The sequence below is a fragment of the Phormidesmis sp. 146-20 genome, assembly GCF_052939475.1.
On sequence record NZ_JBJPHT010000011.1, the window covers coordinates 1 to 22297 of the forward strand.

The 22297-nt window shown below is 48.1% G+C and carries 12 protein-coding genes; 3 read left to right on the top strand and 9 right to left on the bottom strand.

All coding sequences use genetic code 11. The annotated features are described in order from the left end of the window. Nucleotides 1-188: 188 nt before the first annotated feature. From ACKFKH_RS11430 to ACKFKH_RS11460, 7 genes are all read right to left on the bottom strand, one after another. Complete coding sequence (locus ACKFKH_RS11430) at nt 189-5705, bottom strand: amino acid adenylation domain-containing protein (RefSeq protein WP_446858414.1); 5517 nt, start codon at nt 5703-5705, stop codon at nt 189-191. Continuing rightward, nucleotides 5702-8926: a non-ribosomal peptide synthetase gene (locus tag ACKFKH_RS11435; RefSeq protein ID WP_446858415.1), complete on the bottom strand. Its 3225-nt coding sequence runs from the start codon at nt 8924-8926 to the stop codon at nt 5702-5704. Before ACKFKH_RS11435 ends, ACKFKH_RS11430 begins: the two co-directional genes overlap by 4 nt. A 537-nt stretch (nt 8927-9463) precedes the next feature. After that, a complete protein-coding gene (locus tag ACKFKH_RS11440) occupies nt 9464-9820 on the bottom strand; it encodes a recombinase family protein (protein WP_446858416.1) in 357 nt (118 codons plus the stop codon). A 110-nt stretch (nt 9821-9930) separates the two neighbouring features. Beyond that, the gene (locus ACKFKH_RS11445; protein ID WP_446858417.1) at nt 9931-10455 is read right to left on the bottom strand and encodes a hypothetical protein; all 525 of its coding nucleotides are present in this window, start codon (nt 10453-10455) and stop codon (nt 9931-9933) included. 473 nt (nt 10456-10928) lie between these two features. Further along, nucleotides 10929-11252: a YnfA family protein gene (locus tag ACKFKH_RS11450; RefSeq protein ID WP_446858418.1), complete on the bottom strand. Its 324-nt coding sequence runs from the start codon at nt 11250-11252 to the stop codon at nt 10929-10931. Beyond that, nucleotides 11252-11650: a P-II family nitrogen regulator gene (locus ACKFKH_RS11455; RefSeq protein WP_446858419.1), complete on the bottom strand. Its 399-nt coding sequence runs from the start codon at nt 11648-11650 to the stop codon at nt 11252-11254. The genes ACKFKH_RS11450 and ACKFKH_RS11455 overlap by 1 nt, the downstream gene beginning before the upstream one ends. A 211-nt stretch (nt 11651-11861) precedes the next feature. Continuing rightward, entirely contained in the window at nt 11862-13421 is a 1560-nt protein-coding gene (locus ACKFKH_RS11460; RefSeq protein WP_446858420.1) for an APC family permease, read from the bottom strand. Between the two features lie 678 nt (nt 13422-14099). On the opposite strand from ACKFKH_RS11460, the gene ppk2 reads away from it, so the two are divergent. The 3 genes from ppk2 (at nt 14100) to ACKFKH_RS11475 (ending at nt 18457) form a co-directional block, all read left to right on the top strand. After that, entirely contained in the window at nt 14100-15026 is a 927-nt protein-coding gene (gene ppk2, locus ACKFKH_RS11465) for a polyphosphate kinase 2 (protein WP_446858421.1), read from the top strand. 24 nt (nt 15027-15050) lie between these two features. Beyond that, entirely contained in the window at nt 15051-17219 is a 2169-nt protein-coding gene (locus ACKFKH_RS11470) for a glutamine synthetase III family protein (protein WP_446858422.1), read from the top strand. A gap of 416 nt (nt 17220-17635) precedes the next feature. Continuing rightward, a complete protein-coding gene (locus ACKFKH_RS11475; protein ID WP_446858423.1) occupies nt 17636-18457 on the top strand; it encodes a DNA adenine methylase in 822 nt (273 codons plus the stop codon). Between the two features lie 214 nt (nt 18458-18671). Here ACKFKH_RS11475 and ACKFKH_RS11480 read toward each other — a convergent pair whose 3' ends face one another. Next, nucleotides 18672-19556 (bottom strand): ATP adenylyltransferase family protein, encoded by an 885-nt coding sequence (locus tag ACKFKH_RS11480; RefSeq protein ID WP_446858424.1) that lies wholly within the window; start codon nt 19554-19556, stop codon nt 18672-18674. Nucleotides 19557-19586: 30 nt separating this feature from the next. Next, a complete protein-coding gene (locus ACKFKH_RS11485) occupies nt 19587-22265 on the bottom strand; it encodes a CHASE domain-containing protein (RefSeq protein ID WP_446858425.1) in 2679 nt (892 codons plus the stop codon). Nucleotides 22266-22297 lie beyond the last annotated feature (32 nt).

Genomic DNA, 22297 nt, shown 5'->3' on the forward strand with positions numbered 1-22297 from the left:
GGGGCAGAAGTGCTGAATAACGAAGCGAGAAAACTCCATCGAATTCACGTTAATTCAGGCAGCCCCCTAAATCTCGCACGAGTGAGGTTTGAATCAAAATCTTGTCTGAAAATCACCCAGAATTGGCAACTTGGGGGCAGAAGCATTGAACATCGAAGCGAAAAACTTCTATGGAATTGCCCATTGTTTTATGACAAGTAGCTTCTCAGTTGTTGGGCTAAGGTCTGAACATGGGGCGGTTTTAGTAGAGATAGATGATTGCCCGGTACTTGGTGTAGTTGAATATTATTTGTCAATGCACTCCAGCCTAGTGTAGGGTCTTGTCCCATCGCATCCGAGTTCTCAACCGCTTTGAATAAGATAATGCGATCGCGATAAGATCGCGGCGTATAGCGGTAGGCAGCTTGAGCGTTGGCATAGACAATCTTTAGGATAGAAGCGATCGCAGATTCGTCTAGTAGCTGTAATCGGGCTGCTTCGGGGATCTGACGGGCGATCGATGACCACTGCCAGCGAGCAAACCGGGGGTTGCGGGAATGAAGCCAATTAGTCGCCAATGCACCATAGTCGAGTAAAAACGGCAGCGTAGACCAGAGGGCAGTTCCAAAAAGAAACTTGAGACTCTGATAGAGCGATAGTTTGTTGCAAGGAGCGGGAGTATCGAGCATCGCTAATAAACTAATCTGATGGCCTGCCTGAGTGAGTTGTTGCGCCATCTCAAAGGCAACCAGCCCACCAAATGACCAACCCCCCAAAAAATAGGGCCCTCGCGGCTGGAGTGTCTGAATCGCTCGAATATAGTAAGCCGCGATCGCTTCGATTTGATTCAGGGGAGAAGATTTTCCATCTAGTCCCAGCGGTTGAAGTCCGTAGAAGCTGCGATGACTGCCCAAATGATGCGCTAGTTCGAGATAGGGAAACACAACCCCAAACATAGGATGAACACAGAAAAAAGGCTGTTCACTGTCACCCAACGTTAGCGGAACAAGGGGCGATCGAGCTTCTGTGAAGGATTGTGCGATTGTTGGATCAGAGGGTGATTCATTCAATTGGTCGAGGTGGTGAGCAGTGTGGGGTGTAGATTCTGGAGCCAAGCGTTTGCGCCGATAAGCAGACCGATTAAGCTGAACTAAGGGAGGGATTTTAGTTTCTAAAGCACTGTCGCGCAAGGTTTCTAGAATGGGAGCAAGTTGAGCGATCGTGGGAGCTTCAAACACAGTCTTTAAGGGCAGTTCTAGACCCAGAGCATCGCGTACACGAGAGGTCATCTGGGTGGCTAGTAGGGAGTGTCCCCCTAGTTCAAAAAAGTTGTCGTGTGGGTTGACTTGCTTGAGCCGCAGGAGTTCTTGCCAAATGTCAATCAGGGTTGATTCTGTTTGAGTTGAGGGCGCGTTTGATGGTCTTGCTGTTACTTTACTTAGCGGTGGAAGGGCGCGGCGATCGACTTTACTACTAGCCGTGAGAGGCAGCGTTTCTAATGGCACAAAGGCAGAAGGCACCATGTAGTCAGGTAGCGTCTGTCTCAGATATTGACGGAGATCAGGAATGAGTTGACGAGCAAATTGAGACTGAAGTGGGTAGTTAGTGTAGTGGCTCCAGGATTGGTCAACCTGCTGAGAAGTAGATAAGTTGATTAACGCAGTAACGCCGTGCCGAACTAGCAGAACATCATAATCCCCAGCCTGAGATTGTCTTGACCAGGTAATCTCGACAGTGTAGGGTAGTACTGTTTCTAAGTCCCACCATTGTTGGGGGTCGATCGTCGTAGCGTTTTGCAACTCGTCGCGGAGTCGTCCCACGGTTTTTGGGGCTGATTGAGTGCGTAACCAGTTGGCAGCTTTGACCGCAGCATTGACTCGACTATTCGCAACATTCGTAATTAGCAGAATTTCTGGTTTAGTTTCTACTAGCTGCTTTTGAATGTCTTCAACCGTAATTGCATCGATCCAACTAATTTTTTGGATGGGAGGCAGCGGTGTTTGCGGCTTGTCTTGTGCGTCTATATGCAGCAAAACGTTATAGCGAAACTGGGTCATCTCATTGTGGCTACGACCGCGTGAGAGACGAATTTGTACTTGTCGAACTTGAGGAAATTTGTCTTGCAGCGCATCAAATAGCTTGGGGTCGATCGCGAGTTCAGGTTCTTCAAAGCATGATCGATTCACAAGCTGTTGAAGTTGAGTGCGATCCATTGCTGCATCTGCCTGACAAAATTGCGCCCAGGTATGAAACGCCGTTAGTAAAGGGAGACTTCGCACATCGCCCACAAACAATACACCGCCCGGAGCTATAGTCTGAATGGCTTTCTCTAACACCTGCATTAGATAGTCGGCGCTGGGAAAGTACTGCACGATCGAGTTCAAGATCACTACGTCAAACGATGCAGCATCAAGGTTCTCAAAGTTAGTTGCAGTTCGCTGGAGTAGTTCTACTTGAGGAAGCGTTTCTAGTTGCTTTTGAATCGACTCTAGCGCTACTTTCGAGAAATCTGTTCCCACATACTTCTGGCAGTGCGGGGCAATTTGAAACAGCAGTAGGCCCGTACCACAGCCAATTTCTAACACTCGTTTGGGATTGAGCGCAAGTATTTGCTGAACGCGATCGCTCACCCACTCATGCATCTGATCAGAGGGAATCGGCTTGCCTGTGTAGCTGCTGTTCCAGCCTGTCAGGTTGAATTGGGAAGTAGAAGTTGGGGATTGATAGGTTTGGTTGTAGAGGGCTTGCCAGTGTTGAAGGTGTTGGGTTTGTAAAGCTTGCTGAATATGGGAGCGATCGAGGCTAAAGTAAGCAATCAACCGTCCATCAGATGGCTCTTTGGAAGCGACAACTACCGCCTCTCGAATCGCTGGATGACGCTGTAATGTGGCTTCGATTTCACCGAGTTCTACTCGAAAACCTCGGATTTTGATCTGGTGATCAACTCGACCCAAAAACTCAATGGTTCCGTCAGAATGGTAGCAGGCACGATCGCCCGTTCTGTAAAGAGTCGAGTATTGGGTACGAATAAATCGCTCGGCGGTTAGTTCGGGTCGATTGAGATAGCCACGAGCAAGCCCTGCACCTCCAACATATAGTTCCCCTGGAATGCCGACGGGGACAGGATTTAAGTTAGCATCGAGAATATAGACCTGAGTGTTCAAAACGGGATGACCGATCGTTAGGGGACAATCACCTGGATTCAGCTTGGCAACAGTTGCCCAGATAGTTGTCTCAGTTGGGCCATAGGCATTAAAAAAGTGGCGATCGACTGCCCAGCGATCGACGACCTGACTAGAACAAGCTTCTCCACCTGTGATCAACACTTGAAGAGCAGGAAGCTTTGCCGCTGGTAAAACAGCCAATACGGCTGGAGTGAGTAAGGCATGAGTGATCGCATTGTCTTCTAAAAATTGCACCAGAGCGGCTTCTGGTAACTGTGTAGGAGAAAGATACAAGGTAGCACCAGAGCCAAGAGCTAGGACTATCTCAAACACAGAAGCATCAAAGCTCAGAGAACTCAATTGGAGAACTCGACTACCACGAGACGGGTGAAAGAGAAGCTGTTGGGCGGCAACCACATTACACAAGCCACGATGAGATAAAAGAACGCCTTTGGGAGTGCCTGTAGAACCAGATGTGTAGATGACATAGGCAAGCTGATCAGGACTTGAAGAGACTACTTCACAAGGTTTGAGGTTAGTAGGTGACGGCTGATCTAAACAAATAATTTTTGCTTGTAACGGCGGCAAAGATTGAACTAACCAGGATTGAGTCAGCAAGATCGCCACCTGAGTATCAGACAACATAAAGTGAAGTCGATCGCTCGGATAAGTTGGATCAAGCGGCACATAAGCTCCCCCGGCTTTGAGGATGGCTAAAATTCCGACTATCATATCCAGCGATCGATCGACACACAGCCCAACGAGAGAATTCGCCTGAACTCCCAGGTGTTGCAGTGTTTGTGCGAGAAGGTTGACTTGTTGATTGAGTGCTTGATAGGTGAGCGATCCTTGTGCAGATACAACGGCGATCGCGTCTGGGGCTTGTTCTACCTGTGTCTCAAAGATTTGATGGAAACAGCAATCGGGGATAGCTTTCGAGGGGATTTGGTTCCATTGGACAATTTGCTGCCGTTCTGGGAATGTGAGTAAGGGAAGGTCTAGCAGTCGATCGTCTGGGTTGGCAACAATGCCTTCTAGTAGCGTTTGATAATGTCCAATTAGGCGGCTGATTCTGTCACCCTTAAACAAATCAGTACTGTAGGAAATAAAGCCACCTAAGCCTTCCTGAGATTGCCACAAACTTCCCAACCCGTGAGCAGGTTCCCAAAGATGTACTTCTAGGTCAAATCGAGTGCTAGTGGATTCTAAGGGGGCAGGTTCCAAGCTTAATCCAGGTAGTTGCAGAGATTGCATCGGGGCATTCTGAAGCGCAAAAGCTACTTGAAATAGAGGATTGCGGCTGAGATCTCGATCTGGCTCAAGTTCTTCTACTAACTTCTCAAAGGGTAGATCTTGATGGTCATAAGCTTCTAGGGCAGCCTCCTTAACCCGTCCCAGCAATTCCCGAAAGGTTGGATCTCCTGATAGACTCGATCGCATCACCAAACTATTCACAAAAAAGCCAATCAGCCCCTCTAATTCGCTGCGATGACGGTTAGCAATGGGAGAGCCGATCGCAATGTCTTCCTGCCCCGTGTAACGGTATAACAGCGTTTGAAAAGCTGCCAGTAAAGTCATAAATAGAGAAGCGCCGGATTGTTGGCTAAGGTCTATTAGCTTTTGAGTGAGAGTCGGTGAAAGTTGTAGTGGATAAGTTGCGCCTCGATAGGTTGGGACAGCAGGACGTTGAGCAGTTCCGCCAATCGAGTAATCATTGGGCAACTGTAACTCTGGCAGATCATCTAGTTGCTTGCGCCAGTAGGCTAGTTGTTTCTCTAAAATTTCGCCCTGTAACCAGGTGCGCTGCCAGCAGGCAAAGTCAGTGTATTGAATCGGTAGCGGTGGTAAATCAGGCGATCGCTCTTCAACAAATGCTGTGTAGCAACAAGCTAGTTCTCGAACTAAAACTCCTAATGACCAACCATCAGCAACAATGTGATGCAGCGTTAATAATAAAATCGACTCAGTTGAACTAAGCTGCAATAAGGTTACCCGCAACAGTGGGTCGGTCGTTAAGTTAAACGGATGTTGAGCTTCGATCGCTGCTAATTGCTGGCAGATATGTTCTCGATCGCTGACCGCCACAGTCTGCAAGTTAACCACTGATAACTTAACTTTTCCATCAGGCTCGACGACTTGAACTGTTTGCCCGTCTACAATTGTGAAGGTTGTCCGAAGGGCGGTATGACGGCGCACAATTTCACAAAACGATCGCTCTAATGCAATTTGATCGAGGGTTCCAGTGAGGCGAATGGCAGCAGGCACATTGTAAAAAGGATTATCGGGTGTGAGTTGGTGCAAAAACCATAGCCGCTGTTGAGCAAAAGATAGCGGAAACACACTTCCCTGAGAGGTTGGTTGGATTGTGATTGGTTGAAGCGCACGCGATCGCAGGTATGCAATTAGTTCAGCTTTGCGATCGACTAACGCTTGGCGCAAATCGGCCGTCAGAGTTCCTTCGGGCGCATTACAGCGCAGCCGCATTTGGTCTGAATCCTGGTCGATCGAGATTTGCACATCCAGGCTTTCTAAATAGGAAATAAACTCAGCGATCGATGTCATAGTTCTATTTCCTCACGTCGTTGCGCTGGGGTCTGGGTTGGTTTGAGAGCTTCAATTTTGTGGGCTAATTCGACGATCGTGGGAGTTTCAAACACAGTGCGAAGCGGCAATTCTATCTGAAATCGATCGCGGATGCGGGAGACAAGCTGGGTGGCTAGTAGAGAGTGTCCGCCTAGTTCAAAAAAGTTATCGTGAATGCCAACTGATCGACCTAGTAGTTGAGTCCAAAGTTCGATTAAGGAGGCTTCTAGCGAGTTAGTTGGTGCGAGAGTTGAATGCGGTTCAGCGATCGGAGGAGGAGGAAGCGCTTTGTGGTCTACTTTGCCATTGGCAGTTAGCGGAAGCGTGTCTAACGTGACAAAGGCCGCAGGCAACATATAAGTAGGGAGTTTTGTTTTAAGAAACGATCGTAGTTCCCGTTCAGCCAACATCTCTAAGCCTTTGGGAACTACATAAGCAACTAGCTGTCGATCAAGGTCTATTTCACGCACAACAACTACAGCAGACTGTACGAGCGAATGCTCCATGAGAACTGTCTCAATCTCGCCTAACTCCACCCGAAAGCCACGAATTTTGATCTGATGGTCTGTTCGTTCCAAAAATTCGAGATTGCCATCCGCTCGATAAAGGGCACGATCGCCAGTTTTATAGAGCCGTGAGAAGGGGTTAATAAACCTTTCTATTGTCAACTCCGGACGATTTAGATATCCCTGTGCTAGTCCATCTCCACCTAGATAAATTTCGCCGCTCACCCCCGCTGGCACTGGATTCAGACTGTCATCTAATAGATAAACCTGAGTGTTAGCAACCGCTTGACCAATCGGAATCGTTGTTGCATTCTCCAAAATAGCCTCGACTTCATACCAGGTAGAAAAGGTTGTATTTTCGGTTGGCCCGTAGACATGAATTAGATGTTGAGGCTTGCCTTGTTGTACGACCGATCGCACTCGATCAACATTCACCATCTCGCCACCAAATAGCAGGTACTTCAGCGATCGAAAGGCCGTCGGAATCTGGCTCACCGTTTGATTGAACAAGGCTGTCGTTAGAAACAGTGTGTTAATCTGCTGCTGCTGCAATTGGGCGACAAACTTAGTTGGCGAAAGCGTAGTTTCTCGTTCAATCCCAATTAGTTGTCCTCCGTTGAGCAATGCGCCCCACACTTCAAAGGTGGCTGCATCAAACGCGAGATTAGCTACCTGAGCAATACGATCGCCCGGTTCTATCTGTATATAGTTGGTTTCACACACCAGCCGATTGACGGCTTGATGCGGCACCATGACTCCTTTGGGCGCTCCTGTTGAACCAGACGTGTAGGTCACATAAGCAAGCTGACTTGCGGTGCAGGGAACAGACAAATTCTCATCCGACTCTTGAGCGATCGCATCCCATTCTTGCTCCAGACAAATGATCTTGGTTCTATCAGTTTGTACTAACTCTACCCAGTCTGATTGAGTCAGAACTACCAAAATTTCGGCATCCTCTATCATAAAATGCAGGCGTTCTGGAGGATAGCTGGAGTCCAACGGAACATAAGCGCCTCCTACTTTTAGAACTGCCAGCATTGCAGCGATCGCTTCGACCCCTCGCGCTAGACAAATTCCTACCCGCATTCCCGCACTAACTCCCAGTCGCTGCAAATATCGCGCTAGTTGGTTACTGCCCTGATTTAACTGTTGGTAAGTGAATGATTGATGGTATTGAACAGCGATCGCACTGGGTCTTTGCTGAACCTGCGCCTCAAATAGTTGATGAATTCCCACAGTCGGATAACTGGATTGATTACTAGCCCACTGCTGTAACAAAGTCTGTTGTTCTGTAGGAGTTAATAAAGGAAGCGCAGAGAGAGGGGTGTCTGGGTTGGCAACAATGCTTTGTAGTAAAGTTTGAAAGTGCTGTCGTAGCGCTGCGATCATCGTTGAATCAAACAAATCAGTGTTGTAGACAATTACGCCACGCAATCCGTCTGACTGCTGCCAACCTTCGCCCCAGAGGTTTCTGAAGTTGTCTGCACACTTCCAAACATATAGCTCCAGATCAAAGCGAGAAGTTTTAGTTTCTAATGCGACTGGACTCAGCACTAATCCAGGTAATACAAGCTGCTCGATCGGGGTATTTTGTAAAGCAAAGACCACCTGAAAGAGCGGATTTTGACCCAGACTACGAACGGGCTGCAAACCTTCTACTAGCTTCTCAAAGGGTAAATCCTGGTGATCGTAGGCTGCCAGGGTAACCTCTCGCACTCGGTCTAACAGTTGCCGAAAGGTTGGATCGCCGACTAGATTAGTTCGCAGTACCAGACTGTTGACGAGAAACCCAATTAATCCTTCTAGTTCGCTACGGTGACGGTTAGCAATGGGAGACCCGATCGCGATATCTGTTTGTCCCGTATAGCGATGCAATAACGTCTGAAAGGCTGCCAACAGTGTCATAAACAGCGTTACGCCCTCTTGGTGGCTTAGGGCTTCTAGTGCAGTGAGTAATGACTGTGGCAGTTCTAGTAGCTGGCTGGCTCCCTGATGGGGTGACAATGAAGGGGCGCGCGATCGAGAAACAACACCGGGCAAATTTAGAATCGAGACATCCTTTAATTGCTGTTTCCAGTAGCGTAGTTGGCTGTTCAAAACTTCTCCCTGTAGCCATTCTCGCTGCCAGTGGGCAAAATCTGCGTATTGAATGGGTAAGGGTGGCAACAAAACCGATTTGCCCTCGGATGCATACAGTTCTCCTAATTCTTGAATCAACACCCCACTTGACCACTCATCAAAAATGACGTGATGCAATGCTATTAGCAGCAAATGTTCTGTCTCCTGCAACTGCCATAATTGCACGCGAAACAGGGGGCCTTGATCAAGTTGAAAAGGCTGCTCAATCTCCTGCCAGATCTGCTCTAGAGCAATGCCTTCGCGAGTGTTAGTAGGTAATTCTTGTAGATCAACAAACCTGAGCGGCACAGTCAAAGGAGCAACGACCTGAACTAACTGTCCATCAACAACTTCAAACGTCGTACGGAGGGTTTCGTGACGGTTAACGATCGCTTGAATGCTCTGGTAGAGGTGCGATCGCTTCAGCAACCCTGTCAGCCGAAATACAAGCGGAATAATATAGAGAGAATTTCCAGGAAGCAGTTGTTCGATAAACCACAACCGTTGTTGAGCAAACGAAGCGGGAAAGATCAAGACATCTTCCTCAAGCTCCTGGTTTGTTTGATCTAAAATCATTCACACCTACATCGGGCAACCTCACTCTGTTGTAGAAGGAAAAGCGGCTCAGGAGTTATGCTCTAAGGTAGATTTTGACGAGAGGATGTGTATTTTTTTGTTGCATTCCTGAGAACAACCTTGCATTTCAAATGCTTCTGTAAACAGCTTGTAACAACTTCTTAGGCTCGAAAGTTAAATAACTTGCAATCTTGGCTGGCGGTTCAAACCGCGCTTACCAGAACGAAGTCTGCACAGACTAGAAGAGATGAGATCTAACGAACTACTGTTTAAGGAATGAGAATTAAATAAACGTGAATTCGATGGAGTTTTCTCGCTTCGTTATTCAGCACTTCTGCCCCCCAACCCCCCAATTTTGGGGACTTTGAGACAATATTTCTCGTTCAAAGTCCCTCACTTGTGGGGGATCTAGGGGGCGAAGGATTACGGCAAGTACAGATCAATTGACTTATGTATACACGGTAGATCCTAACGCTAGGGGATGATACTGTAACGTTTCTGCACAATTGATCACGATTTTTTGCTGCTTACTGAATTTTAATCGTCCTGATCATCAGATGGCTCCATGCCCATGATTCTCGGCGTACGCCCATAGAGGCGGTCTAAGACTCGCTTAACTGAAATGCGCTGCCACTGTTGTCCCCGTTTAGTCTGATAGCCATTTTGATTGAGCCAGTCCGCAACCTGCTGGAGTGATTTTCCAGATTTGTGATGTCGGCGAATCAACTCCACAATCTGCTGTTCGTCAGGATTCTCGACCAGTTCTCCGTTGAGCGATCGCTGTCCAAAGGCAGGAGATCCGTAGCCAGCATAGCCACCCTGAGCCGCTTTTGCGCGTCGTCCTTGTTCTAGCCGTTCCCAGATCTCACGGTCTTGAAAATTCTCGGCAACCATCGTTTCTAGTAAGATTTACTAAAGTTGCATCTCAAAGCAGTTTCAGATTGCTCTCTAAGTTGAGATAGCAGCTTTTGCAGTCTATGACATTCTTACTAAAATAGAGTGTTCTAAACAACGGATTTTTTAAGTAATTGTTGGGCCCGATCGATCTCTTGCGCCGTTCCTTCGACTATCAGGAGAATATTGCCGTTGGCGACCTGTTGGCTGTACTTTTTGGCTTGTTCAGAAGTGAGTCCCAACCCAATTAAGGCACCGACTAAACCACCCGCCGCCGTACAAATGCCACCACTTAGCAATGTGAATGCGATCGCTGACGATAAGACCACTTGACCCACACCCGGAAGCGCCAGCAGTCCTGCTCCCAACAACAGTCCGGATGTTCCGCCAATCAGATTGCCTAATACAAACCCTTTTTTTAATCCGGTTGCGGTGCCTGTGATCGCTCCAATGGGGGAAGCAGCAAGGTCAGATGAGACAGTACTCTCAGTGTATTCTCCATCGTGACCGATTAAGAACGCTTGTGCGATCGGGAAGCCAGAGAGAACCAGGCGATCGAGTGCTTTTCCGGCTGTCTCGCGGTTAGAAAACAATCCAATGACTCGCCGACGCTGATTTAACACATCCCTAAACATTGCTTTTTCCTAACAGCTAAGAATTTTCTGTATCTTTAACTACAGTTTATCTGTTTTTCAGGAAAAAACTAGGGCTTAATAAGCGAGTGTCATCAAACTTTAACAACAAGACTCCTGCTAGAAGAACGAAATCTACTTCCCCTGATCGACGAGACCCTTAAAAGTTTCAGTCTGCTTTCGCAGACTTCGTTCTCCTAGGCGCGAATTCAATTCGCCAGCCTGTCACTCCCATTAAAAAAACGTCAGTTCGATAGAATTTTTCGCTTCGTTATTTTGCACTTCTGCCCCCCAACCCCCCAATTTTGGGAGACTTTAAGACAAGAATTCCAGTTCAAAGTCCCTCACTTGTGGGGGATTTAGTGGGCGTTCCCGAATTTGCAGTCGGAGCGAAGTATTTCGTCGAATTCACATTAAAAAAACGATCGCAGATTCTACACTACGATCGCCGCAAGACAGATTAGACAATCAAGGGTTCAGTGTCGCGGGGCGTACATCATGACTAAAACGCCTAGAAGCGCAATCCAGCCGCCCAGCCAGTCAAACTTGTCGGGAGGCACTCGATCGACCAGCCAGCCCCACAAAAGGGACAACACAACAAAAACCCCACCATAAGCAGCGTAGGCGCGTCCAAAACTGACGGGTTGTAGCGTGGGAACTACGCCATAGATAGCCAGAATGATCACACCTAACACCGCAAGCCAGATGCTTTTTCCTTCGCGTAACCATAGCCAAAACAAGTAGCCGCCGCCAATTTCGCACAAACCTGCAACGACAAAGAACACCAGAGACTGAATCATTATTTTTTGCGAGAATCGCTGAGCGTGGCAGGTTCTTCGATCGTCAAAGCCGCTTCATTTTCTTCGCTGGTGCGAATGCGGACGGCTCGACTCACTGGAATCACAAACAATTTACCATCTCCGATCGTTCCTGTTTTGGCGGTTGAGACAATCGTATCAACGACCTGATCAGTGATGTCATCATTCACAACCATTTCGATTCTGACTTTGGGGATGAAGTCGATCGTAAACGGCTTTCCTTCCATGTCGAGCAGTCCCAAAAAAGCGAGTGGTCGTCCTTTTTGTCGCCCAAATCCTTTGGCACCTGTGACCGTCATTCCCTGGATTCCTAACTTAACTAAGGCTTCTTTCACCGCATCAAGCTTAGAAGGCTGAATGATTGCGAGAACTAAATTCATGGGTGGCTCCCCTTATTGGTTTTGCGGATTGTTTAGACATTAGTTCAATGAGGTGATTTTGCTTCGTTGTGAAGCGCTTCTGCCCCCAAGCTGCCAATTCTGAGGGACTTTAGAGCTTGCAAAACGTACTACTAACATTTGAAGAATCGGTACATTTCGCGTAGCTCAACACACTCTACAGACAGTTACTTGAGACAGTTACTTGAGACAGTTACTTGGAACTTACTCGATCGCGCAGTGGATGTCTCACATCAGAAGGGAGAAACAACGGTTTGCCTTTGAGTAAGCTATCGCCAATCAGGTAAGCAAATCCAGCGACAAAGAAAGCGATCGCAATGCCGATCGCAGTGATCGAATTAACTTGGGCATTCCCAGATCCGGTCAAGCCGTAGTAAAAAATGCCGCAAACCATCGCCAGATTCATCACCAAACCCAGGATGGGAATCACGATCGTTTTGATGGGATTGTTTTCGCCATCGAGCAGATGTTCAAGCGTTGCAACTAGCGTGACTCCGCAGGTAATGCCATACAGCATAAAGGTGCCAATGTTGGAGACCAAAGTCACGATCGTCACGTTATCGACACTCTGAACTGCATAGGCCCCAATTAACGCAGAGAGTCCTGTCAAAAAGTAGATGCCCAAAAATGGCGTGTTGTAGCGACCATGCAAAAAGCCGAATACAGCGGGGAGTTCTCGATCGGCTCCCATTGCGTAGCTGATTCTGACTCCGGTAGACAGGGAGGAAAGCCCGGTGCCAATCAGAGCCATCACCACAGTACTTGCCATGATGATCTGCAACAGAAACCCATTACCAAACAACAGTGTGTCACCGAGAATTTTGGCAATATCTCCGATCGGGGCCCCTGATGCCAGCGCAGCCGCAAACCCAGTCACCGTCTTGCCGTCTACAACAGCCGTAAATTGATCTCCAATAAAAAAGTTAGCTGCAAAATACTCAAAAAAGTAGCAGATACAAGCCTGAATAAACAACGATAAAATGACACCCCTAGGAATATCTCGCCGAGGATCAACGGACTCTCCAGCCATCGCAGTCGCTGACTCAAAGCCAACGAGCAGGAGAATGGCGATCGTCGCCTGATAAATTAGTCCAACCAAATCATGGGGAACTACAACGCTAACCGCATTCGCATGTTCATAATTCACATTGGGATGACCCAGGCGATACACAATCATCAACAGTCCTAAGAATGTCAATGATGCAATTTGAACGACGTTAATGATGATGTTGATCAACGTAGAACCTGTCACGCCCACTAAAGCAATGCTGCCAATCAGACCCGCAAAGACAACGCAAATCAGCGCCTTACTGAACCAATCTGAGGCAAAATTGGGGTTAAACAGTTGCCCAATATAAACGACCAAGGTTCCCATAAAGCTGACCATAATGCCGGGATACACCCAGTAGTAGAGGTGCGCTGCCCATCCCGTGACAAACTTAGCCAGTCGCGCTAACCGAAAATGCTTATGTTCTTCCTTGGCTAAAATCGCCGCCTCTGCGTAAAAGTAAGAACTTCCGGCCCCAGCTTCTGGATAAGCCTTAGAGAGCGTTGCATAACAGCTTGCCGTCAGCATGGCGATGATTGTAGCGAGCGCGATCGCTGCCCACATGTTTTTAGCAGAATCGGGAGGCGCTTGCAGTTGGTAGGTTGTCCATAAAAAAGCGCCTGGTGCAATCAGGGCCATTGCGTTGATGGTGATCCCCACCAGACCGAGGGTTGGCTTGAGTTCGCCACCTGTTGAGTTAGTCATAGTTCGCTGTTACATCCGTCTGGAAGTTGCACAGACAATCTTTGGGGGTGACGCAGTTTGAATCAGTATTGCTCGCTACAAGAAATAATTTTATTTTTTCCTGATTCTCCTAAAAATGAGTTGGTGCATAGGTTTGGAGAGAATATTAAATTTATCCTGAGTGTTATTTGTTACAGCATCCTTCCAAAAGATTAATTTGTAAGAAGTTTTCAGTTTTTCCTATATTTCTCGACAGATAGTGATGTGCGATACAAAAACCTGAGAGTTCTGTTTCTACTATGTATCGAGTACAAAGACCTTCACAAGTCTGTAGCATTGATTGGATGAGAGTTTGAAAGTCAGGTTTGTTACAGTTGTCTAGCTTATTGGTCTAGATCATTCTCAGAACTGTTAAATTGTTGCTAAACAGAGCGGGTGTTGATCGACTGTACCCGTTGTGAGTTGAAGCATCCAGTCGTGTCTGGAAAGTGCTTTCTGCCAGTCTGAAGGAATGGGCGCGATCGCAAGAACTTTCCCTAATTTGGGGTTGCCAGGTTCTCGTAGTGCGCTTAGTAAATTCAGGTTGACCGTTGGCGAATACTTCTCAGACCTTTCCTAAGCGGGAAGTGTACGAGAGGGAGGACTCAGAGGTGCTATTTTCTTCCTTTTGTGCCCTAGTTTACCAGGAGATTTTAGTGCATGGAACAACAGCCTAATGGTTTGGGAGTCCAAGAAACTCTTCAATCTTCTGAAGAGAAGCACCCCAAAAAACACAAGAAACACAAAAAACACAAGGAGCCAGCGATCGGAGCCTCGATCGAGCCGTCCCCAACTTCAAGCGAGCCGCCCAAACTCAGCACAAAAGCATACGAAATTGAGCTTGTTCGCCTGCAAACCGAACTGGTGAAGATGCAATACTGGATCAAACATACAGGCTATCGCCTGATGATTTTGTTTGAAGGACGCGACGCAGCCGGAAAAGGAGGCACCATCAAGCGCATCGCCGAGCCGCTCAACCCGCGTGGGTGTAGAGTTGTCGCTTTAGGAACGCCGTCCGATCGCGAGAAAACCCAGTGGTACTTTCAGCGCTATGTCGAACATTTGCCCGCCGCAGGTGAGATTGTTTTGTTCGATCGCAGTTGGTACAACCGGGCTGGTGTTGAACATGTCATGGGCTTTTGTACCGATCAGCAATACAGCGAGTTTATGCAGTCGTGCCCTGAGTTTGAGCGAATGTTGGTCAGGTCTGGCATCATGTTGCTCAAGTATTGGTTTTCGGTGAGCGATGACGAACAAGAGCGACGGTTTCAGTCTCGCACCATTGATCCCGCTCGTCGCTGGAAACTCAGCCCAATGGATTTAGAATCGCGCGATCGCTGGATGGAGTTTTCTAAAGCCAAGGATACAATGTTCGCTCATACCAATATTCCCGAAGCGCCGTGGTTTACTGTAGAAGCCAACGACAAAAAACGCGCCCGATTGAATTGTGTGAGCCACCTTTTGAGCAAAGTTCCTTACACCGATATGACTCCCGAAGCGATGGAGTTACCGCCTCGCCGTGTCGCGCCTGATGACTATGTTCGTCCCCCTCGGAATGAGCAGTTTTTTGTGCCCCAGACCTACTAGTTTTTACCCCCAAGGACAATCATTATGAGTCATGAATTGCGTGTTAAGGCGATCTCTCAAGTGACCGATCGTACGCCTCTGCCGTCGAAGGTGCCGTCTCGTCTAGAAGCGATTTGGGCAACGGATGTCTTTACGTTGAGCAAAATGCAGGCGTGTCTTCCCAAGGATGTGTTTAAGTCGGTACAAAAAACGCTGAAGACAGGCGGCAAGCTCGATATTTCGGTCGCGGGAATCATTGCTTCTGCGATGAAAGATTGGGCCATTTCTAAAGGCGCACTCTACTACGCTCACGTCTTTTACCCACTGACCAATGCGACTGCCGAAAAGCATGATGGCTTTATCTCGGTACAAAGTGATGGCTCGGTAATCTCTGAATTTGCCGGAAAGGTGTTAGTCCAGGGTGAACCGGATGGCTCATCGTTTCCCAACGGGGGTCTGCGGGCGACGAATGCGGCTCGTGGCTACACCGCTTGGGATGTGACCAGTCCCGCCTATGTGATGGAAACCGACAACGGGATGACCTTGTGCATTCCCACCGTGTTTGTCTCCTGGACTGGAGAAGCGTTGGATAAGAAAACGCCGCTTTTGCGCTCCAATTCAGCGATGAATAAAGCTGCAACTCGTGTGCTAAAGCTATTGGGATACGCCGATGTAGCCACGGTCAACTCAAGCTGTGGAGCCGAGCAGGAATACTTTTTAGTGGATTCTCACTTTGCTCACAATCGCCCTGATTTGTTGCTGACAGGTCGCACCCTGTTTGGCAAATCGGCCGCCAAAGGTCAACAGTTTGACGATCACTACTTTGGAGCAATTCCTGAGCGCGTTCAGGTCTTTATGCAGGATGTTGAAGAACGGCTGTATCGGTTGGGCATTCCGGCAAAAACCAGACACAACGAAGTGGCTCCCGGACAGTTTGAAATCGCCCCATTTTTTGAAGCGGCGAACGTTGCCAGCGATCACCAACAGTTGCTGATGACGATTCTCAAAATCACTGCCAAGAAGCATGGGTTTGTTTGCTTACTGCACGAAAAGCCGTTTGCGGGCATCAATGGGTCTGGTAAGCACGTCAACTGGTCGGTGGGCAATCCGACTCAGGGCAATCTGCTTGATCCTGGTGACACACCTCACAAAAACCTTCAGTTTCTCTTGTTCTGTGGGGCAGTGATTCGCGGCGTTCATACCTACGGTTCACTGTTGCGGGCGGTGGTTGCAACGGCAAGTAACGATCACCGATTGGGGGCTAACGAAGCGCCTCCTGCAATCATTTCGGTCTATCTAGGATCTCAACTTGAAGAAGTGTTTGAGCAGATCGCCAAAGGAGACGTTAAAGATTCTGCTCACGGTGGAATGATGGATCTCGGTGTGGATACTCTGCCCATTTTTGTCAAAGATCCGGGAGACAGAAACCGGACTTCACCCTTTGCTTTTACGGGTAACCGCTTTGAGTTTCGGGCGGTTGGCTCTGGTCAGTCTGTTTCGGGGCCGCTGGTGGCGATGAATACGATTTTGGCTGATTCGCTCACCTGGGTAGCTGACAAGCTAGAAGCCGAACTGTCTAAAGGCGCAGAGATGAGTGCTGCGGTGTTTGCTGTCCTCAAAGAAGTGATGGAGAAGCACAGCGCGGTAGTCTTTGGGGGCGATGGCTACTCTGAAGAATGGCACAAACTGGCTGAGGAGCGGGGTCTTCCTAACCTTCGCACGACGGCGGATGCGTTACCTGTGTTGAAAGACAAGGCGATCGAAGAACTGTTTGATCGCATCGGAGTTCTCACCCCGGTTGAGTTGGAAAGCCGCTTTGATGTCTATGCAGAGCAGTACGTTCAGACGATCGAGGTCGAGGCAAAACTGGTTGTCAGCATGGCAAAAACCATCATCTATCCAGCGGCGATGCGCTATTTGTCGGATGTGGCCAGCACGATCGCTAACTTGAGCGGAATTGGGATTGCGATCGAGAAGGAACCCGCCGAAAAAGTGGCTTCTCTGATGCAGTCGATGATCGATAATGTCAGCAAACTCAGTGCAGCGATGGGCAAACACGATTTTGCAAGTTCAGAAGAACATATGCAGTACTGTGCGAAAACCATTCGTCCTTTAATGGATAAGGTGCGCGAGTATGCAGATGCGCTAGAAGGTGAAGTCGCAGATGATCTGTGGCCGATTCCTACTTATCAAGAAATGCTGTTTGTCAAGTAAGGAACTGTACGCCTCTCTTTAATGAGTGTGGTAGCGGTTCAGGTCACTCGATCGATTCGGTGGCTTGGGCCGCTTTTTTGGGGCTGCGTTGATTTCTGGTCAGGATTCATCTTTTCTCACTGGGCATTGCTGATTGGAGGGATGAATCTGTGAGAAGTGTCAAGCTTTTCGCCCCCTAAATCCTCCATTCTGGGGGACTTTGAACCTTGGGTTCCCCTCCGCTTTGGGGCAATTCATCCCCTGATTCAGCAACGCCATTTTTTACTCCCAATCCCATCCAACAGAAATTTTAGCCTTTAGCTTGCTTAGGGGGTACAATCGATGACCACACATAAAAGCTAAGTCAAAATCTACTACTAGAAGTTCAGCGAAACGACAACATACAAATTGAGATCCGAGCAAATCATTAAATAATTATGTCTTCAGTCAAAAGTCCGTTGCGCTATCCGGGTGGTAAATCAAAAGCGATCGCTCAGATTCTCCCCCACATTCCCTTGACCTTAAAGGAATATCGAGAACCATTTGTAGGAGGCGGCTCTGTTTTTTTGGCTATAAGACAGTTATTAAATAGTCAAGTCAAACAGTACTGGATCAATGACTTAAATTTCGATTTATATTGCTTTTGGGTTTATGCAAAAGATGAGATCGAATCGCTAGTAAATGAAGTCGATCGTATCAAGGAAAAATATACCAACGGTCGAGAGTTGTATGAGTACTATACCCGTGACGACTTGAAGCTGAGTGAGTTCGATCGAGCCGTGCGTTTCTTTGTGCTCAATCGTATTACCTTTTCGGGGACAGTTGATTCGGGGGGCTACTCTCAGCAGGCGTTTGAGCGCAGATTTACAGCGTCGTCTATTCACCGATTACAAAAGCTTTCTTTCTATTTATCGTCAGTTCAGATTACACATGGCGACTATGAAACGTTATTGTTTCAACCTGGAGAAGACGTGTTTATTTTCCTTGATCCGCCCTATTTGAGCGCTACAAAATCCAAACTTTATGGAATCAAAGGCAAACTGCACACCGGGTTTGAGCATGAGCGATTTGCAGACAATATGCGCCAATGTCCGCACAAGTGGTTAATTACCTATGACGATTCTCCTGATATTAGACAACTGTTTAGCTTTGCCAACATTACTGAATGGACACTGCAATATGGCATGAATAACTACAAACAGGAAGTCGCCATTGCAGGTCGAGAACTCTTGATCAAAAACTATAGCAATCCTAAATGAGTCATGAACAGATTTTTGTCGCTCCGTTCCAGTCCGCTTCGCCCCCTAAATCCCCCATTCTGGGGGACTTTGAAACTGGGGAATGGGTCTTGAAATCTAGGAAGTCTCTCGGCTCAAAGTCCCCCAACTTTGGGGGATTTAGGGGGCACGATCAAGTCTGCATTTCACGAGTGATTTAGGATTGCTATATTAACCAAAATCTATTAACCAAAACCTATTGATCTCGCTCAACTCCCACCTGACGCAAAACCTCCATTGGGCTGTGCTGCTTTAAGATCTGCATTTGCTCCTCATCTCGGACAAACAAAGTCCCCGCAAATCCGAGCGAATTAACAGAAATTGACTGAAAGCTTTCCTGCGATCGCGGCACCATCCACATCCACTCTCGCGTCGCCAACAGATTGTAAGCACCCGACGGACGATCGCGCCTCAACCCCACCGCTTTTAACAACCGATCGTAGCAATCTAATAGCGTCTCATCAGATGGCGTAGCAGGCAGTTTGACCAACGCATGAGCAAAGGGTAATTCTGAAACTGTAGCGACCTCTGGAGAACTGATCGAGGCAAATAGGGGCGCGATCGGAATCGATAAGCCTGCGGGCGCGATCGGAAAGGGCACCAGTTGCAAATGTTTGTGTCGTTGGCTGGCTCCAGCGTTCTTGCCAGCGTTGTAAAAAATCAGTCCGTCCACTTCAGAAAGACACTTCCAGGCAGCAGCAAAGTCTTGTCGATTGAGTAATGATTCCTGTTCCTCAAATTCTTTGGTAATGATCAACAAATGATGATCGACTACATTAAATTTATTGAGTAAACAGAGGTGAGTTTCTGATAAGTTGGCGATAAATAAGTCTTTTTCATAGGGTAAAAAAGGATTAAACTCAGCATTCGTTTTAGCGATTTCTTGTTCTTGTTTTTGAGCAATCTCTTTGCGAACCAGATTAGATAAAACCCGCACCAAAAAGCGAACATTTCCCTGCTGAACAAATTCATAATCTGTGGGAATTGACCGCAACGACCCACAAGCGATCGCGTGTTGTGTCTGCTCGATCACCCGATCCCATAACGCGCTAGATGGGTTTTTCTGAACATCTTCAGCCATGATCACGCCCAAGAGTTTGTCGTTCTAATTTTACGACTCGGCGATCGCACTTTGACCAGGAAGCGGCAGGATCAGCGTAAAAGTGGCTCCCTGTCCTTCTCCAAGACTTTCAGCATGAATCGTTCCTCCATGCAATTCCACTAGATGCCGAACGATCGCCAACCCCAACCCCAATCCTCCATAGGCGCGAGTTGTCGAACTGTCTGCCTGTCGGAAGCGATCAAACACATGCGGCAAAAATTCTGCACCAATGCCTCGCCCCGTATCGCTAACCCACAGCACAATCTGATCTTGCTGCCGGATTCCGATCGTCACCTGTCCGCCGTTGGGCGTGAACTTAATCGCGTTTGAGAGCAGATTCCATAAGACTTGCTGCAATCGATTGGCATCTCCCAAAAAGGGCACACTTTCAACCTCAAACTTAGTCTGAATGCGAATCTCTTTCGCCTCTGCGATCGGCTGCATTGTCTGGATCGCCGTTCCAATTAACGAGACCAGATCTAGATTAATCGGATTTAACAGCAGCTTCCCGGTGATCACTCGCGAAATGTCTAGAATGTCTTCAATCAACTGAGCCAGCGAATGGGTATTGCGATCGAGGGTTTCCAGGGCGCGGGCTGCCGTCTTTTCGTCCATTTTGCGCGTGCGGAGCAGCTTTGTCCAACCCATCATTGAGTTAAGCGGCGTTCGCAATTCGTGAGATAGGACTGAGAGAAATTCGTCTTTCATGCGGTTGGCTTGTGTCAATTCCTCGGTTTGTCGCTGAAGGTCGGTCAGCAGTCGCGATCGTTCTAGAGCCGCCGCCACCTGGTCACACATCACCTGCATCAAAGCCAATTCATCTTGATGAAAGCCAGGACGATTGCGAGTTCCAAACGAGAAGGTACCCAGCAAATGACCTCGCGATAAGAGTGGATAGCAGGCATAGGCCGTTAGTCCCAAGACTTGAATCGTCTCGGCTTTGGGATCGCTGGCGTGTTGCACATCTTCAAGAACGATCGCTTGTCGCTGTAAGGCCGCCGTTCCGCAGATTCCTTCTCCCAGTTCTAACCATTCTTTGGGCAATGCCAGGGGTGCAAGAATGCCATGACACGCAATCAGACGAAGCTTTTGGCCCTGATCATCGATTAAATAATTCAAATAAACTTCTAGCTGTAAATGATGCGAAAGCTGATTAAACAATCGATCGATAAACTCACCAGGCTGCTCTTGCAATAACAAACTACTCGACATGCCATAGAGTAAACCGAGGCGATCGTTCGTGCGCTGTAATGCCTCTTCTGCTCGTTTGCGATCGTCTTCAACACGCACGCGCTCGGTAATGTCGAGCAAAAATCCAATGCCCAAATTTCCATCTTCCAAAAGCGCAGTGCCGACCACGACTGGCACACGGGTTCCATCACGACGAAGATAGGCTTTTTCATAGGGGTCATGGCTACCGCGCTCCTGCATTTCTTCGCGGGCCCGATCGTCGAGGGGAAAATATTCAGGGGGGGTGATGTCTCGCCAATTGATTGCGCCCGTCATCGCTTCTTCGCGAGAGTAGCCAATCATGTTGAGAAAAGCGTCGTTTGCCTCCAGCACTTCACCGTTGACGTTGGCGATGATAATTCCAATGATGTTGGCATCCATCAGTCGTCGGAGTCGTGATTCAGTTTGGCGCAGGGCAGACTGCGATCGCTGTAAGTCAAATGCGGTTCGTTCGGCAAATTGTCTCGCTCGAATCTGGGATTGCACCAGTAAAAATAAAATAAAGCTTGCTAATGCGCTACCGATCAGAATGTAGGGCACCCGCCGCATTTCTGAGTCGATTTCTAGTTCGGGTCGCGGAAAGAAGACGAGTGTCCAAGGTTCGCCTGCGATCGTGATTCTTCTGACGGTTTGAAACGTATTGGATGAATAATCTCTGGGTGGCGCGTGCAACAACTTATCTGCGCGAACTTCTGAGCCGTCATACACCTGAAAGTCAACCAGCAGTTGTGATTCGTCGCCAAAGATGCTCCCCAGCAAATCGTCGGCCCGAAACGGACTATAGACAAATCCTTGTAGGGCGGCGCGGCGATCCTCCACAGTACCCGGAACTCGCCCCCCCTGATAAATCGGCATGTAGATGAGAAACCCAGCTTGTTTTTGAGCATCAATTTCCTGAATCAGCGTGACCCGCCCTGAAGCCGCCGGATTGCCTGTATCGCGGGCCTTCTCCATTGCCATCCGTCGAGTTGCATCGGTAAACATATCGAACCCGATCGCAGCTTGATTGCGAACATCGGACGGTTCTAAATAGAGAATGGCATGATATTCACTGCGAGGAAACGTGGGGCGCACTGCAAAATTTTCAAGTCCCTGGTTTTGCATTTCGGCAATCAGATCGGGAAGCTGATCCGGCAAGACTCGTGCAGAATAGCCAATGCCTTGAATTCCGGGATAGCGCCGTCGCAAATCAAGTCGATCGACATAGGTTTGAAAGTCTTGCCGACTGACACTTGTACTAGCAACAAATAATCCACTACTAGCCCGCAGCAAAGCAGTATAGGTTTCTAGCTGGTTTTCAATCTTACTTTGAGTTTGCTGGACGGCATTTTCAAACCGCAGTTGATCTTTTGCTCTAGCTGTAATAAAGGCATAATAAGAATAAATGGCCGTTAGTAGAAGCGTTCCCATCAGAATAAAGGATGGAAGCCATCGGCGTTGGGGTCGATCAAAAGCCACGAGTTACTCCGCTGTTATGGTGAGGAGATTAA

What these genes read in the sequence shown, in the direction of transcription:
- ACKFKH_RS11430 (WP_446858414.1), bottom strand. Translation starts at nt 5,705, where the DNA reads ATGACATCGATCGCTGAGTTTATTTCCTATTTAGAAAGCCTGGATGTG.
- ACKFKH_RS11435 (WP_446858415.1), bottom strand. Translation starts at nt 8,926, where the DNA reads ATGATTTTAGATCAAACAAACCAGGAGCTTGAGGAAGATGTCTTGATC.
- ACKFKH_RS11440 (WP_446858416.1), bottom strand. Translation starts at nt 9,820, where the DNA reads ATGGTTGCCGAGAATTTTCAAGACCGTGAGATCTGGGAACGGCTAGAA.
- ACKFKH_RS11445 (WP_446858417.1), bottom strand. Translation starts at nt 10,455, where the DNA reads ATGTTTAGGGATGTGTTAAATCAGCGTCGGCGAGTCATTGGATTGTTT.
- ACKFKH_RS11450 (WP_446858418.1), bottom strand. Translation starts at nt 11,252, where the DNA reads ATGATTCAGTCTCTGGTGTTCTTTGTCGTTGCAGGTTTGTGCGAAATT.
- ACKFKH_RS11455 (WP_446858419.1), bottom strand. Translation starts at nt 11,650, where the DNA reads ATGAATTTAGTTCTCGCAATCATTCAGCCTTCTAAGCTTGATGCGGTG.
- ACKFKH_RS11460 (WP_446858420.1), bottom strand. Translation starts at nt 13,421, where the DNA reads ATGACTAACTCAACAGGTGGCGAACTCAAGCCAACCCTCGGTCTGGTG.
- ppk2 (WP_446858421.1), top strand. Translation starts at nt 14,100, where the DNA reads ATGGAACAACAGCCTAATGGTTTGGGAGTCCAAGAAACTCTTCAATCT.
- ACKFKH_RS11470 (WP_446858422.1), top strand. Translation starts at nt 15,051, where the DNA reads ATGAGTCATGAATTGCGTGTTAAGGCGATCTCTCAAGTGACCGATCGT.
- ACKFKH_RS11475 (WP_446858423.1), top strand. Translation starts at nt 17,636, where the DNA reads ATGTCTTCAGTCAAAAGTCCGTTGCGCTATCCGGGTGGTAAATCAAAA.
- ACKFKH_RS11480 (WP_446858424.1), bottom strand. Translation starts at nt 19,556, where the DNA reads ATGGCTGAAGATGTTCAGAAAAACCCATCTAGCGCGTTATGGGATCGG.